Source organism: Pirellulales bacterium, from assembly GCA_019636335.1.
Lineage (GTDB): Bacteria > Planctomycetota > Planctomycetia > Pirellulales > JAEUIK01 > JAHBXR01.
In genome coordinates this window covers 1-15406 of sequence record JAHBXR010000024.1, presented here as the reverse complement: position 1 = coordinate 15406, position 15406 = coordinate 1, and the positions used below count along the sequence as shown (strand labels likewise).

The 15406-nt window shown below is 61.7% G+C and carries 13 protein-coding genes and 1 pseudogene; 3 read left to right on the top strand and 11 right to left on the bottom strand.

Annotation, left to right across the window (positions count from 1 at the left end; genetic code table 11):
• The first annotated feature begins 222 nt into the window (after positions 1-222).
• A complete protein-coding gene (locus tag KF708_20035) occupies positions 223-4833 on the top strand; it encodes a hypothetical protein (GenBank protein MBX3414985.1) in 4611 nt (1536 codons plus the stop codon).
• A gap of 212 nt (positions 4834-5045) precedes the next feature.
• Complete coding sequence (locus KF708_20030) at positions 5046-5555, top strand: PH domain-containing protein (GenBank protein ID MBX3414984.1); 510 nt, start codon at positions 5046-5048, stop codon at positions 5553-5555.
• Here KF708_20030 and KF708_20025 read toward each other — a convergent pair.
• The 6 genes and pseudogenes from KF708_20025 to KF708_20000 form a co-directional block, all read right to left on the bottom strand.
• On the bottom strand, positions 5545-7026 hold the full coding sequence (locus KF708_20025; GenBank protein ID MBX3414983.1) for a hypothetical protein: 1482 nt from the start codon (positions 7024-7026) through the stop codon (positions 5545-5547). The genes KF708_20030 and KF708_20025 overlap by 11 nt on opposite strands.
• Positions 7027-7216: 190 nt before the next feature.
• Entirely contained in the window at positions 7217-7819 is a 603-nt protein-coding gene (locus KF708_20020) for a pyroglutamyl-peptidase I (GenBank protein ID MBX3414982.1), read from the bottom strand.
• Positions 7820-7846: 27 nt separating this feature from the next.
• Complete coding sequence (locus KF708_20015) at positions 7847-8812, bottom strand: aldo/keto reductase (GenBank protein ID MBX3414981.1); 966 nt, start codon at positions 8810-8812, stop codon at positions 7847-7849.
• Between the two features lie 50 nt (positions 8813-8862).
• Entirely contained in the window at positions 8863-9747 is an 885-nt protein-coding gene (locus KF708_20010; protein MBX3414980.1) for an SDR family oxidoreductase, read from the bottom strand.
• Between the two features lie 72 nt (positions 9748-9819).
• Positions 9820-10563 (bottom strand): hypothetical protein, encoded by a 744-nt coding sequence (locus KF708_20005; protein ID MBX3414979.1) that lies wholly within the window; start codon positions 10561-10563, stop codon positions 9820-9822.
• A 220-nt stretch (positions 10564-10783) separates the two neighbouring features.
• Positions 10784-10957 (bottom strand): annotated as a pseudogene (locus KF708_20000) (transposase).
• Between the two features lie 341 nt (positions 10958-11298).
• Between KF708_20000 and KF708_19995 the strand changes: the two are divergent.
• A complete protein-coding gene (locus tag KF708_19995) occupies positions 11299-11985 on the top strand; it encodes a transposase (GenBank protein ID MBX3414978.1) in 687 nt (228 codons plus the stop codon).
• A 212-nt stretch (positions 11986-12197) separates the two neighbouring features.
• Here KF708_19995 and KF708_19990 read toward each other — a convergent pair whose 3' ends face one another.
• The 5 genes from KF708_19990 to KF708_19970 form a co-directional block, all read right to left on the bottom strand.
• Positions 12198-12305 (bottom strand): hypothetical protein, encoded by a 108-nt coding sequence (locus tag KF708_19990; GenBank protein MBX3414977.1) that lies wholly within the window; start codon positions 12303-12305, stop codon positions 12198-12200.
• Positions 12306-12391: 86 nt separating this feature from the next.
• A complete protein-coding gene (locus KF708_19985) occupies positions 12392-12787 on the bottom strand; it encodes a hypothetical protein (GenBank protein ID MBX3414976.1) in 396 nt (131 codons plus the stop codon).
• 153 nt (positions 12788-12940) lie between these two features.
• Positions 12941-14104 carry a hypothetical protein gene (locus KF708_19980; GenBank protein MBX3414975.1) on the bottom strand — a complete coding sequence of 388 codons (1164 nt, stop codon included), beginning with the start codon at positions 14102-14104 and terminating at the stop codon, positions 12941-12943.
• Between the two features lie 132 nt (positions 14105-14236).
• Complete coding sequence (locus KF708_19975; protein ID MBX3414974.1) at positions 14237-14980, bottom strand: hypothetical protein; 744 nt, start codon at positions 14978-14980, stop codon at positions 14237-14239.
• Positions 14958-15406 (bottom strand): hypothetical protein (locus KF708_19970; protein ID MBX3414973.1); only part of this gene is annotated, 449 nt, incomplete at its 5' end. The genes KF708_19975 and KF708_19970, both read right to left, overlap by 23 nt.

Sequence of the window (15406 nt, the reverse complement as noted above, 5' to 3'; positions counted from 1 at the left end):
GAACCGGCGTATCGATGGACCTGTGTCCCTCGAAATCGACGGAACAAGTCGCGTCGCACAAGGCTGAATGCACGACGAATACTCGCTCTTGGCCGTCGAGACGGCCACGAGGTTCGATCACGAATTCGGCAGAGGTGAGGCCACGCGAGCGAAAAGGAGTTCGTGTTGAGAGCGATAACTCGCTTCCCGGTCGTTTTGATGCTTTGCGGACTCGGCGCTTCGGTGTCGAACGTATGTGCGGCTGGTCCGTTGACGACGAGCGTCTCGCTCGCTGCGGCGGCACTTGCACAGGCGGAGGGCGCGAAGAAGGATCCGCGCGCCGAATCGGACGAGCTGATCGCTCGTGCCCGCGACGCCATGTCCGCGCATCATTGGGAGACCGCCGAGTCGCTCATCAAGCGCGCCGAGTCGCTCCATGTGAAGTACGGGCTGCTGCACCTGGGCGATACTCCGGCCAAGGCGCGCAAGGACCTCGACAAGCTGATGAAGGGCGCGCCGGGCGAACCCCAGCGTCCGAGCCTGCGTTTTGCTCCGCAGGGGGAAGAAGACAAACCGGGCAACAAACCTGCCAAGGCGGGAGCGACGCCCGACGACCCCTTCGCTACGCCGAAAAAGGGGGTCGAGATTACCCTCGATGATCCTGCCGCCCGAGCCCGCGCGAGCCTGGCCAAAGGTCGCAAAGAATTCGAGCAGGGCAATCTGGCGGCCGCCGCACATTGGTGCCGCGAGGCTGCCGAGCAGAATGCCGAGTTCGGCCCGAACGACGATACGCCCGATCGCTTGATGGCCGACATCCAGGCCGCCGGTGGGTCGGTATCGCTCGGACAACCCGCCGTTGCTCCCCAGGGGTTCGATGCCACGATCAGCGCAGCGTCGGGGGCCCCGATGATGCAGGGCGCCATCGATCCCGAACAGGACGCGAAAAATCAAGCGGGCATCAAGCTGAGCATGCGGCGTCGCGATGCGGATGCCGCCGCGACGGTCTCCCCGGCCGTGACGTCCCCTTTCGGTCGTGCCACCATGACGGAGCCTCCGCGCGAAGGTGACACCGGCCCGGCGCTCACGGTGGCGGGCACGCAGGCCGATGCCTCGGTCTTCGAGTTGCCAGCTTCGAGTCAGGCCGCCATGCCGGCCGATGTTGCCGTGCGGGCGGAGTCGTTGTTGCTCGAAGCGCGTCGCGCGCTGGCAAAAGGAGACATCCGCCAGGCGGCAACCTTCGTGAATCAAGCCGAGAAAAGTGGTGCGAACTTTCCCCTGGACGGAGATTCGCCCGCTCGCGTGAAGGCGCTGCTCGAGCTGGGCGGCCGGGCCATGCAACGCCAGGGGGCCGATGCCGAGTCGGTCGAGGCGCGCCGCGAGCTCGTCTCGTTGTTGATGGAGCAGGCCGCGGGCTTGCTCTACTGGCAGGACTTCGAACTGGCAGAGCGGCTCGTCGCCGATGCGGAGCAGGTGCCGCTCGAGTACGGCCCGTTCGATCCCCGCCCCGCGGAACTACGTCAGGCGATTGCCGCGGCACGCGAGAAGTACGCCGCAACGCATCCGGTTGCCGAGCGAGAGTACAACACACGCAGCAATCTGGTCGCTCCGGCGGCCGCTACGGTGGCCGGCGATAACTCCGCCGAATTCTTCCTCGACGAACCAGTCGATCAGGATTGGAACAACATTTTTGGCGACGCGGCGGCTACGGTCAGTTCGGATCCCTCGGGCGCGAGCGCGCCGGCGAGCGGTCCGGCAGCGGCCGAGGTCGCCGCTCCCGCGCAGAACGTCGCTCAGGCGAAGGCGCACGCCTTGCAGTTGCTGGGACAGGCGCGGAAGGCGCTGGCGGCGGGCGATCTGAACGCCGCCGAGCACCTGGCGCGCGAGGCTGCAAAACTCAAGGTTCCGGAGACCGCCTATGGCCAGCGCGACGACAATCCCTGGCTGGTGATGCTCGAAATCCAGAATGCCCGCGGCGCAAGGCCCGCGGGTGCTGCCCCGGCGTCGGCCGCGGGACAGGGCTCGCCCGTGGCGCCGGCGGTTGGTCCCGGCGTCCCGATCCCCTCGCCGGTCCGTCCGACTGCGGCGGACGGTGCGCTGCCCGCGGAATTCCAATTGCCGAACGCCACGATGGAAGAGGCCTCGTCCTCGTCTGGCCCGAACAGCGCGGCCGACCTGCCTGCGTTGCCGACGAGCGCGGCGCCAGAACGCTTGCCTTCGCCCGATGGGGCGCCGTTGCCGGTCTCGCCGGGCGCCGCGGTGGAGCCGGCGCCGTTGAGCGAAACGCCCGGCCTGACGCCGGAAGTGGCTGCCCCCGTCGAGCAGTCGCCGGCCGCGCCGACCAACACGCCCTTGATGCAAGGGGCCGCCGCCGATCAGCAGTTGCTCGCGCGACAGCTCGTCGACGAGTCGGGCACGGTGCAGCAGCAGGCCGATCGGATGCGCGAGAGCGATCCGCGCGGTGCCCTCAAGCTCTTGACCGACATGCGCGCGAAGATCGCCGATTCGAAGCTCGATGCCACGTCGAAGGATCAGTTGGTCCGCAGGATGAACGGCCGGATTGCCGATCTCGAGAAGTACATCCAGCAGAACAAGTCGCGCATCGATCTGGCGGAAAAGAACAAGGCGATCCGCGCCGATCGGGATCGCAAGGAAGAAGTGAAGATCGAGGTCCAGGGCAAGCTCGCCGTGATGGTCGATGAGTACAACCGACTGATCGACGAGCGCCGCTTCGCCGAGGCGGAAGTCGTCGCCAAACGGGCGGCCGAGATCGCTCCGGACGACGTCACCTCGCAGCAGTTGGTCAAGCAGTTGGTCTTGAACAGCGCGTTCCTGCGGGCGAATGCCAACCAGATGGACGTGCGCGATCTCAAGCAGCAACGCTTTCTCGACGCCATGCAGGCCGTCGACGATTCGAGCGTGCCCTTCGACGACAACAATCCCTACCAACTGCCCGACGCCAAGTTCTGGCAGCAGTTGACGGCCCGGCGCAAGAAGCCGAGCGAAGGCATCCAGCGCACGCCGAAGGAACGCGAAATCGAACGCAAGCTCCAGACCGACGTGACGGTCAAGTTCGACAACGCGCCCCTCGCGACGGTGATCAATTACCTGGGGCAGCTCGCCCAGGTGAACATCCATATCGATCATGCCGGGCTGGCCGAGGAGGGCGTGACGAGCGATACCCCCGTCTCGATCGACGTGGGCACGCCGATCATGCTCAAGAGTGCCCTGGGGCTGATTCTCGAGCAGCACAAGCTGGCCTACACGATCAAGAACGAGGTGCTCAACATCACCAGCGAGCAATTGCTCGAAACGCGGATGGTGAAGATCACCTACAATGTGGCCGACCTCGTGATCCCGATTCCAAACTTCACGCCCAACAGCAACCTGGGCATGACCGGCCTGTTGAATAATGCTTATCAGGCACAAATCGGTTACATGGGTGGTGGTGGAGCTGGCTTCGGAGGAGGGCCCCCTCTGGCCGTGATGGCGCAGAATTCGAGCAACTCGCCGGCGCCGGGGGGCGTTTCGCCGGAAGTGCTTGCCCAGATGGGGGGCGCGACCGGACCTGGTGGCGGACCAAGCACGCAGCCGATGGGCTTTGGTCCTGGCGGCATGGGGGGCGGAGCGCAGGCCGACTTCGACACGCTCATCGATCTGATTACGACGACGATCGCCCCCACCAGTTGGGACGAGGTCGGCGGCTCCGGCTCGATTCAGCCCTTCCCGACGAATCTCAGCCTGGTGATCAGCAACACCGAAGAAGTTCACGAACAGATCGTCGATCTGCTCGATCAATTGCGTCGCCTGCAGGATTTGCAGGTGACGATCGAAGTACGTTTCATCACGCTCAACGATAGCTTCTTCGAGCGTATCGGCGTCGACTTCGACTTCGACATCAACGACAAGATCGACGCGCCGTTGCAGCCGTTCGGCAACCCCGACCCGAACTTCCAGCCGAGCTTTTCGAACCTGGGCATCAACACGGGACCGGGCCGCAACGTGCAGGATCGCGATTTCGCTCCCAGTGCCACGGTCGGTATGTCGAACCCCGGCATCTTCAGTGCCGACCTCGACATTCCTTTCCGACAAGGCAACTTCGATCTGGCCGTGCCGCAGTTCGGTGGTTTCGACCCGGCGGCGGGTGCCAGCCTGGGCTTTGCCATCTTGAGCGACCTGGAAGCGTACTTCTTCATCAATGCCGCGCAGGGCGACCGCCGCAGCAACGTGTTGCAGGCTCCGAAGGTGACGTTGTTCAACGGCCAGCAGGCGTTCGTGGCCGACACGTCGCAGAGCCCCTTCGTGATCAGCGTCGTGCCGGTGGTGGGAGATTTTGCCGCCGCACAGCAACCGGTGATCGTGGTCCTCTCGGAAGGCACCTACCTGACGGTGCAGGCCGTGGCGTCCCCCGATCGGCGCTTCGTGCGGCTCACCGTGGTCCCCTTCTTCAGCCAGATTGGCGAGGTGAATACGTTCACCTTTACCGGCGAGACGAGCTCGACGGTGATCAACTCTTCGCAAGGCCCGGACGACGATACCACGTCGCGGGACAACGAGGTGCGGACAACCACCTCGGGCACGACGGTGCAGTTGCCGACGTTCTCGTTCCTGTCGGTGGCCACGACCGTGAGCGTGCCGGACGGCGGTTCGGTGTTGCTCGGCGGCGTGAAGCGTCTGAGCGAGGGCCGCAACGAGTTCGGCGTGCCGATTCTCAACAAGCTGCCCTACATCAGCCGCCTGTTCAAGAACGTCGGTATCGGCCGCGAAACGCAAAGCCTGATGATGATGGTCACGCCGCGGATCATCATTCAGGAAGAGGAAGAAGAACTGCTGGGCGTGCTGCCGCAGCAACCGTAAGACCGCGGCTTGCGAGAGGTAGTTGAGCCGCTTCTCGCCCCCGCAACCGCTCGAATTTGCCCCCTCCCCGCTTGGGGCGGAGAGGAATCTTGCCCGCTAGGCAAACGCCGGGCCGTTTGCTACCGTGACACGCTTGGATCGGTCCGGTTGCGCTCCTGGTCTAGGGGGCCGACCTTTTCGATGAATTCCAGCGCGTGCGACGAGGTAGAGCGGTGAAACAGGCGATCGCGGGCGTAGTCGCGCCCGATCAAGCGGAAACGCAGATCATGACGGTCTGGCCGTCGATTGGCGCCATTGCTCCGGGGCGCTGGGTCGGCAGCATGTGCGGCATTCGGGCCGGCTTCGGCAATATCCTGACCATCGGCAACCTGATGGCGGCCGCCCTGATTCCTTTTGCCCTGTTGCTCTTTTTTGGCGGCCTCGCGCCGGGTGTTTGCCGCCGCTATACGCTGACGAATCGTCGCCTGATCGTGCGCAAGGGGCTGACGGGCGTCGATGAGCGCTGGGTTTCACTCGATAACTTCGACGCGATCGAGATCAAGGTGCTGCCGGGCCAGGAGTGGTTCCCCTGTGGCGAGATGATCTTTCGCAAGGGCCCGCTCGAAACGTTCCGCATCAGTGGCGTGCCCCATCCCGAGTCGTTCAAGCAGACCTGCCTCAAGGCCCAGCGGGCCCATAACAGTGTCCGCAAGGTGGTCGAGCGTCAGCACGTCACGGCCTGATCGCCGGCGCGTGCGGGATCGGCGGTTGCGGCAACGCCCTTTCATCGAGCACCGGCACGGCTGGCGGTAGCTTCGACGCTGGTCGTGCGCCCGAGGTCGACGGTGGCGTATCTGGCGTGGGGGGCGTTGTGGCGGGGGTGGCGCTGCGGATTTCTACCCGCTGAGGACGACGCCCGAACGGGCTCCGAAATGCTGGAATCGCGTACGAGCCGCTCTGCTCGGGCGAAGTGCCGTCGACCCCCATAGCCGCCGAGGGGACGGTGACGGGCACCAGTTTGCCCCCGGTTGCCAGCTCATCGGCCGAAAGGACCCGCGGTGCGTTCCCATTCCAAGCCTCGACTGGCTTTGCCGATGTGGAACCGTTCGGTATTACTTCGCGCGCGTCGCGCAGCAGAAAGCTGTGGTTGTGCCGAGGCTGCCCCCCCGATCCCTCTCCGGCCACGGCAGGAGTCGCCACGACTCGTGCGGGCGTGGCCTGAAGCTCGGGCCGCGATACCACGACGGTTGAAGAGTCGGGCAGCACGGTGAGTACCGGCACGCTCGGCGCCGGCAGCGGGGTCACGATCGCCTGTTTCACCTTCACCGGAGGGGCGGGTCGCAAGGGAGAGTAGGGGGGGGGATCGTTCTTGACGACCGGTACGACCGTTTTCTCGAATCCGTGCGAAACCGCGCTCGCCAGGCCAGCGCGAACGCGCGGCCAGAGCGTGACGATCTCTTTCGTTCGAGGTAGCGATACGCTGACGCACGGGATCGCCCGGTCCTGACCCAGCAGCACCACGATCGATCCGGAGTGCTTCACGAGGTCGGGCACGACGAGCGGCAGTTGCGCCTCGTGCGCGGACTTCAGCATCCAATCGGCGCGTGAGCCCGCGTAAACCATTTGCGGAGTTTTCACTACGGTCGAGAGAACCAGCACGCGCTCGGGCCGAATCTGGGCCACCAGCTCGGTGAGGGCTTTGGTCTCGGGTTCGCTCTCGGGTAGGCGTCCTGACGTGTAGATGTTCTGTTCGTGCAGTTTGCGCCAGTTGGACGCCGCGAAATTGTGTTCCAGGAGCACCCCGTGCGCGTTGGCTGCCGTGCGGCGCGCGCGGCCGTCGGGATTGGCGTCCCGTACGAAGGTGACCGTCGTGGCGGCGACGAGGGACGGGAACTCGTTGAGATGCGCAATCAGGCGCTCGCCGAGCTCGACCGACAACGTATCATCCCCCGCCAGCCCCGCGATCACCAGCACCTGGTGGCTGCCGGCGCCGATCCGTAGCAGCTCGATCGGGCGTCCTTCGGACGATTGGGCCCATGTTTGCCAGGGCAGCGACGTTGTGGGGGCTGTCTGGACTGGAGGATTCGTCGGCGCCACGGGCGCGACCGTAGCGACGGGCGGCACGATCTTCGCCTGCGCGAATACCTCGTGATCGGCGGCTGCCACCGAAAGACAGATCGCCAACGCGCCGGTTCGAGTCAGAGGTCGCATCATCGTGACGCAACTACCTCGGGTGATTGCCAAGAATCCAAATGAATCGTGCGCAAGTCGCGCACCTGTAGCGGCACGAGCGGTTATGCCGGCGCGAAATCGCTCGTGCGGACCGAGAGTGGCCCGGCAAACATACACGCTGCCGCGCACCGGTCAAGTTTGCCGCGCGGGAAATACGCAGCGGTTGTGCCTTTCACACGGCAACGGGCAACGCGTCGAGGATGAACCGCAGCGCCTGCGCGCAGGTCGAAGCAGGCAACGAAGCTTGCGGTTCGCGCAACTCGCACACCTGTCGCGGATCGAGCGGCAGATGGATCATCACCGAGCGCGTGCGGAGCTGCTGCTGTTCGGCAAAGTGTTGCGACCAGTAGTACACCGCATTACAGAGATACGTGCCGGCATGAAACGAGATTTCGGCCGGTATGCCGGCCGTGCGCATCGTGCTGGCCCAGTCTCCCAGCGGCAAACGCGTACGATACGCCGCGGGGCCATCCACTTCGAGGGGACCAAACTGCTCCGGCTTTTGGTCGGCGCGGCCACCGACATTGACCGCGATCTGCTCGAGCTGCACCCGCGTGCCGCCAGGCGCCTGCCCCAAATGGATGGCCAGATCGTAGTTCGCCGCGAGATCCTCGGCCACTCGCGCGCGAACCTCGTGAAAGTCGACGGGATAGAGTCGCGTCGTCAGCCTCACATGGGCAGGAAAATCTCGCGTCAATTGCTCGACGCACAGCCAACTCGCGTTCGACGTCCAATGATCGTATGGTTTGAATGCGGTGAGCAGGACGGTCGGCATGCGTTCCTCACTGGTTGGCCCGCGTGACTAAACGGCGGCACGTGAGACGGGCATGCCGCGCGCGGCCAGCGCGGCGTCGATCGCGGCGGTCTGCGACGTCGTCAGTTCCCAACTGGCGCCGCCGGCGTTGTCGCGAATCTGCTCGGGCCGTTTCGCGCCACACAGGGCGACGGTAATGCCCGGCTGGTGAATCGTCCAGTTCAGCACGAGTTGCGCGAGCGTGACCCTTGCCTCGGCGGCGATCGGTCGCAGACGATCGAGCAGGTCCTGGTTCTTCTGGAACTCCTCGTCCTGAAACATAGGATACTTCGTGCGGCCGTCGCCGGGAGGAAAAACATGGTTGCGCGAGAACTTGCCCGTGAGCAACCCCTTGAGCAGCGGCCAATAAATCATCACCGAAATGCCGCGCTCGCGGCACCAGGGCAACGTGTCGAGCTCGATCTCGCGCTGCAGCATGTTGTAGTGGGGCTGAAAGGCCGAGATCGGACAGACCGCGGCAAACTCGGCGAGCTGCGCGACGTTGAAATTCGAGACGCCGATGCTGCGCGTCTTGCCCTCTTCCATCAAGCGGCGAAGCTCGCCTGCCGATTCGGCCACCGGGACCTGCGGATCGGGGGCATGCAGGTAGAGCAGCTCGACGCGGTCGGTATTGAGACGTCGCAGGCTCTCTTCGCACTCGCGCCGCAGCGTGGCGGGAGAGCCGTCGCGAATCTGTTCTCCGTTCGCGCCCCAATGGATGCCCCCCTTGGTGGCGATCACCATTTCGTCACGCCGACCGGCGAGTGCGCGAGCAATGAGCTTTTCGCTTTCACCGTTGGCGCCGTAGCAGTAGGCCGTGTCGAGGAAGTTCACGCCGAGATCGAAACAGGCCCCGAGCGTCGCCAGGCTGTCGGCGTCGTTGACCTCGAGGCTGGTCATGCCCGCGATCGGCCAGCAGCCGAGCGCAATGGCGGAAACGCGGATACCAGTATTGCCGATTTCGCGATAGAGCATGGATGTGGCTCGGAGTTGAAGTCAATTCGAGGCAGGTCGTCAGAAGGCCACTACCCCTTCTTGGGCTTCATCATCGCTTGCAGCATATCCCACTGTTCGCTGGTGACGGCCTCCAGGCCGTTGAACTCGCCGGCGCCGCGGAGCCATTCTCCGCCGTCGATGGTGACGCAGGTACCGGTGACGTAGGCCGCGTAATCCGAGAGCAGATACGCCGCCAGGTTGGCGAGCTCTTGATGCTCGCCGTAACGGCCGAGCGGGATCTTCTTTTTAGCATCGAACGCGTCCCCCAGCTCCGGCGGCATGAGCCGGCTCCACGCTCCTTCGGTGGGAAAGGGGCCGGGCGCGATCGCGTTCAAGCGAATGCCGTACTTGCCCCATTCCGAGGCGAGTGAGCGCGTCATCACGAGCACGCCCGCCTTCGCCACGGCCGAGGGCACCACGTAGCCCGAGCCGGTCCAGGCATACGTCGTGCTGATGTTCAAGAAGGCGCCCCCCGTCTTATCCGCGATCCAACGCTTGCCGAAGGCGAGCGTGCAGTTGTACGAGCCACGCAGCACGATATCGACCACCGTGTTGAAGGCGTTGTACGACAAACGCTCCGTAGGGCAGATAAAATTTCCCGCCGCGTTATTCACCAGGCCCGATACTCCACCGAAACGCTCATACGCTGCCGCCAGCATCGCCTCGACCTGCTCGGGCTGGCGCACGTCGCACGCCGTGCCGAGCACCTGGCCGCCGGTCTCTTGCGAAAGCTCGGCGGCGGTCTTTTCGATCACCGCCTGGCGCCGTCCGCCGATGACCAGGTTCGCGCCGAGCGTGAGCAGGTAATGCGCCATCGAGCGCCCCAATCCGGTGCCGCCTCCGGTGATGACGATCGTTTTACCGTCGAAGGAACCTTCTTTGAGCATCGACGTGGTATTCATGGGCGCGGTCATGACGCGTGGACCTTGGGTGCAAGGAATGGGCGAGGCAAGGCGAACCGGATTATGAAGGGACCACGCGCGCTGTCAAGCGCGCCGCCGCGCGGCGATGGCGTCCCATAACTCGGGCACGCCGCGGCCATCGGCCGCCACGACCGAGAGGACCGGCACGGGATCTTGCCCCGGCACCAGCGACAGCGCCGCGTGCAACTGTTGCCGCACGCGATCGGCGCCGGGCAGGTCGGACTTGTTCACCGCGATCAAGTCGGCGACCTCGATCAGGCCGGCCTTCTCCCACTGCACTTCGTCCCCCGTGTGCGGAGTGACCAGCAGCACCAGCGTATCGACGACCGAGCGTGCGGCGACCTGATCCTGGCCGACGCCGACCGTTTCGACGAGAACACAATCGAAGCCAAACGCCGCCAGCCAGGGGAGTGCCGGTTCGACGGCGGCCGAGATGCCGCCGGCCGCGCCCCGCGTCGAAAGGCTGCGAAAATAGACCCCTTCGTCCCCGGGGGCAAATCGCACACGAATCCGATCCCCCAGCAGGGCGCCCCCCGTGCGCGGGCTCTGGGGATCGGTAGCCAACACGGCGACGCGCAGGCCTGCCGCGCGTAGGTGGCCAATCAGGGCGGCCACCAGCGTGCTCTTGCCGGCGCCGCCGCTGCCGGTGATGCCGACGACGTGGACATCTTGCCGCCGATCGAGGTGAGGGGGCAGCGCCGGGGCCGCGCCCGATTCGACGAGGGTGAGCATCTCGGCCAGCGCGCGCCGATCGCCCGCTTCGAAGCGTCTGATCAAGTCGGCATGTGTGGCAAAGGTATCGACCATGCCGCGCGATGATAGCGAGCCGGCGGCAGAGCGACAACCAGCGCGTGAATGGTGCGTTTCTCTGGCGATCTGACGCACCAACGATCTCAATCACGAAGCGTCCGTTTTGAGGTTACGCTTTTCGCGGAATCGTAAGCGCGAAGCGTAAGCGAGGAGTGCTTTGAACGACGCTTTTGTCAGGAATCTCCTCGCTTACGCTTCGGGTTAGGAATTAGAGGGCTTAACACAACCTGCTGATGATGCTGAAGCAGATGAGGCCCTCGGCGAGGGTCATGAAGGCTTCGTGGATGTCGTCCCGCCGTTCCCAGCGTATCCGCAGGCGACGGAAATGATGCAGCCAAGACAACGTGCGTTCGACCACCCAGCGACAGACGCCCAAGCCGCTACCGTGTTCGCGGTGGCGATGCAGCAGAAAAACAGAAAAAAGCAGAAAAAAGGGGTCAGAACGAATGGCACTTCCTGAGTTCGTAACTGATTTACAACAATGAACTTCGTCGTGCCATCGTGATTGGCTTTCAACGAGTTGCTGTCGGAGCGTAAATCAGCGACGCCCGGCGAATCGTGGGGCGATCGTCGCATACTCTGAATCGTACACCCTCACCAACGCAAGCTGCCACCGTGGTGACAGCATAGCTTACGCCTTTGTCCTCTGGAGTTTAACGCTTCAGGAAGTGCCATTCGGGGTCAGAACTATTTTCTGGACGGGAGTGGTCGCTTCTTGGTAAGGTGTGTGGCATGCCCCGGCCCTTGCGACCGATCGACGACGGCCTGATCTACCACGTGATCAATCGTGGCAACAATCGTCAGGACGTGTTTCACAAGCCGGCCGATTATCAGGCATTCTTGCAGACGCTGGTCGACCTCAAGGCGCGTAAGCCGTTCGAGCTGTATGGCTACTGCCTGATGCGCAATCACTTTCATCTACTGCTCCGCCCGACGGCAGCCGCTTCGATCAGTCGCATCGTGCAGAGCCTGCTGGTCTCGCACACCGCACGGTATCACGCGCACTACCGCTCCGGAGGTCACGTGTGGCAAGGGCGTTTCAAGAGTCCGGTGATCCAGCATGACGAACACCTGCTCACGGTGCTGCGGTACATCGAAGCCAATCCGCTCCGCGCCCGGCTGGTGGCGCGTGCCGAAGAGTACGCGTGGAGCAGCTACCGCCTTCACGCGCTGGGGGAAGTGAACACGCTGGTCGATCCGCTGATCACCTATGACGAGCTTTCGCCCTATCCCAAGATTCGTCAGCGTCACTGGGCCGAAAAGGTTCATCGGCCGCTCGAGGAGGCGACGCTCGCGCACCTACGCCGCTCGACGGCGAGCGGCCTTCCCTACGGCGAGAAGGCCTGGGTCGAACGCCTGGCCAAGAAACTCAACCTGGACCTGCTCATTCGACCGAGAGGAAGACCCCGAAAAAAATAGTTCTGACCCCTTTTTTCTCCCATCCACAAAGCCACGCCACTGCTCGCGGACCAACTGGTAGGTAGGATCGTACGACCAGGTGGTGCGTTGGCCGCTAGCCTCGATGACCCGCGTGCGGTTGCCCACCGAATTGTCAAAGAGCGTGCCGCGCCGACATCAGCGACGCCGCTGCCCCGCTTGTGTAACTCACCTAAACGCTAACGCTAAATACCTCACACCTGTCCACTGACGATTCCCTGGGCCGTTACATAGCCCAGGGTAGTCCTGTTGCCGAGCCGATTAATCGAACCGGTCAATTGCCCCGCCGCGTCGCAAACCAACGTAGTGCGCTAATCGAGGGAATCGATCTGCTGGCGCGACATGCAAGGCCACTCAACTTCTTATCATTTTTATGGTCACCTACATTCTATCCTTTTTTTCGACGTCTCTTGGTCTCTCTTTTATCGATCTCGGCTTGCCCACAAAATACGTCATGCTTAACTCCATCGGATTGCGCAGAAATAATGTAGCGGCAGTTGCCTGCACCGTTGGACATATCAATCCCCCCGCCACCACACTCCGATGAAGCACCCAATGATAAGACTTGTTCACCTGCTTGAAGAGAAAGTGATATATATGGATCTCCGCTCGAATCAAGAATGAATGTCATTCTTACACGACCGTCCGCATCATAGAAATTCATGAACGGACCGCCACTAGGCGATGGAGACACTCCTATTAAGATGCGCAGCTTTCCATTACTGTCCTGCAAGCTAATAGATTCATGCAATTGGTCACTTGCAGGCGTTCGTTTCTTAGCCATAAAGCCAACACTCCCATCACTCCCATGAGAACATAAAAAACGACCTAGCGGCTATTGTTCACCGCCATAAGAAGCGCAAGCAGAAATATTCGAGACCGCTCTGATCGTCAATGAACATGAGGCCCATAGATGTGCCTGCGCGACGGCAGCTCACTACGCAATATCATCTCGCATTCCACATAAGCGTGGAAACCACAAACAACAAGTAACGCAAACGGGTATCAATGGAATTGGAATTGAGATCTTGGGCCTTTTTACGCAATGAATTGTCGGCGGATGTTCACATGGGCGCCCATAATAGGACAGCGGCGTAAATCCGGGGCTATACCCAGAAGGACATCTACAGGAAAAGTCACATAGAGTCACACAGGTGCTTGGATCCACATAACTGCGCAATACGGTGCATGTGGCTATTCTAAATACAGACAGGCCAGAGGGGTCAGAGATATTAGTTGGATTATTTATCGCGTAGTTGTAAAGGTTCGAGTCCATGCCGCCATCTAAACCGAGTGGGTCTTTCGACAGCCAACGACCACCTAGTGTCGGACTATAAAACCTTGATCGGACAGAAAGTTCGGCGAAGAGGCGGGCGTCGCGGAAGTAGCCGAACTGTCCGAGCCAGCGGAAGGGGAGGGTCACGTCGGCCACGTTTCCCAGCGTCGTGTTCGTCTCACCGAAGGCCTGGAAGTTGAAGGTGTTCGTTACTGCCTGCGCGGCGTCCAGGAGACGATCGGTGGAACCGAGTGCGTTGAACAGGTAGAACCTCGTCGCAGCTCCACGGCGATGACTGACCACCTGACCGTACTGAAGCGGTTCCATGGTGAAGACTGCCTGGGTCACATCGGAGCCGTTCGTCTCGGTGAGGATGTTCTCCCCGTCCCAGACGTATTTCACGGTGCTGGTGGGGAACTGGATCCTCACGCGGCGGCCGTCCCCATCGTAGGTGTAGGTGCTGCGCGGTCCGGCCAGCCCCGCGCCGTGCCAGTCGACCAGGCGATTATCTCCGTCCCAGGTCATGGTGATTGGGCCAAGCGTCGCTCGTGCCAGGTTGCCTGCCCCATCGTAGTTGAACTGCGAGTCGCCGAAATCGCCTCCCACCAGGTCCGTGACCTGATTGGCCGCGTCGTGAGTGTAGGTCGCCCGGCCGAAGGCGACGCTGTCGCGCAGCGTGCGATTCCCCACCGGGTCGTAGACATAGGTCACGTCCACAAAGCCACGCCACTGCTCGCGGACGAGTTGATACGTGGGGTCGTACGACCAGGTCGTCCGCTGGCCGCTGGCCTCGATGACCCGCGCGCGTTCCCACTGAATTGTCAAAGAACGTGCCGCGTCGGCTGCGCTGACGCTACAGCCCTACTTGTGTAGATCTCACAAACTCCAAACAAAATCGCCTCACGTCTGACCACTGACGATCCCCTGGTCCGCTACACTACACTACACTACACCGAATCAGTAGCTCTCTTCATCCGTCGATGAACGCCATTGACCACCCTGGCTGTCAAACTTGACGTGGGTACCATCAAGCAGTTTTCTTTCGTATTGAGATCGCCCATCACTAACGTCTCTCCATTCTCTCTCATGCCACACTTGAACGAGACGGCGACGCATGTCGATGCGCAAGTCGTGCATAAGATCCGCATTCAGATCAATCATTGATACATCTTTATTTGTGATCTTCAATTCATGTATTATAAGTCGTTTGTTTCTGTCGATCGAGTAATAGCATTCCATATCGAAATCGACACCCAATGAAATTGAAGCCCTCATGACTGTATCCCCAGGAGAACCCTCAAGCATCTCGTTGACTGTTTCTTTCGGCACGACTTCCCGTAGGATATAGAGTTGTTGACTGGTGTCAAAGATCTTGATTCCGGGATTTCCAGGAAACCCCTTATCCACAAACACAGACAAAGACCCTCTCGCGCCACACAGATCCATTCCCAGCTTGGCGCCATTTTCAGACGCTTGTGCCACCGCCTCATCGGGAGGTGACAGGAGGTTTGGGTTGAAGGCGACGAGAGCAACCAGGGTAAAGACCAGGATTGCATTGGTCCCCGCAAGCAAAAGAGTCCACTTGGACAATGAGCGAAGCGGTGTCAATAAAAATCCCACTTTGGAACATAAACGCCTGATGTCGTCGTATCTTTGTTGTGGCTTCAATTCATTCATTTTATTGATTGAAACGCTTTCCATGTAGGGCTTTGAGTCGCTCCCATTCTCTTAAGAGGCGATCTATCTCCTCCTCATTTGGAGGGCACCTGCGCGCTGCCTCAAGATATCGCCTTTTTGCTTTTTCGAGATCAGCGAGGCGTATTACCTCAGGGGCAACCTCTAAAGCTCCAGCAGCTTCACTCGTGCCGGTTGGAGCCAAGGGGCCCGTAGTGGTTCGACCCCAATCGAACCAACTCCAAAGCCAGTCGCCCCATGATTGTTCTTGGGCTTGCACAGTTCGAGTCTGATCTTCAAGTCCGCTTGGATCCACTGCATTGATTGGATTGTTTAGTACATACCGATAGAGATTCCAATCCGGGTCCTGAATTGGATCCCACGACAGCCACTGTCCCCCCAGTTCGGTGCTGTAGGAGAAAAAAGGGGTCAGGAGAAAAAAGGGGTCAGAAC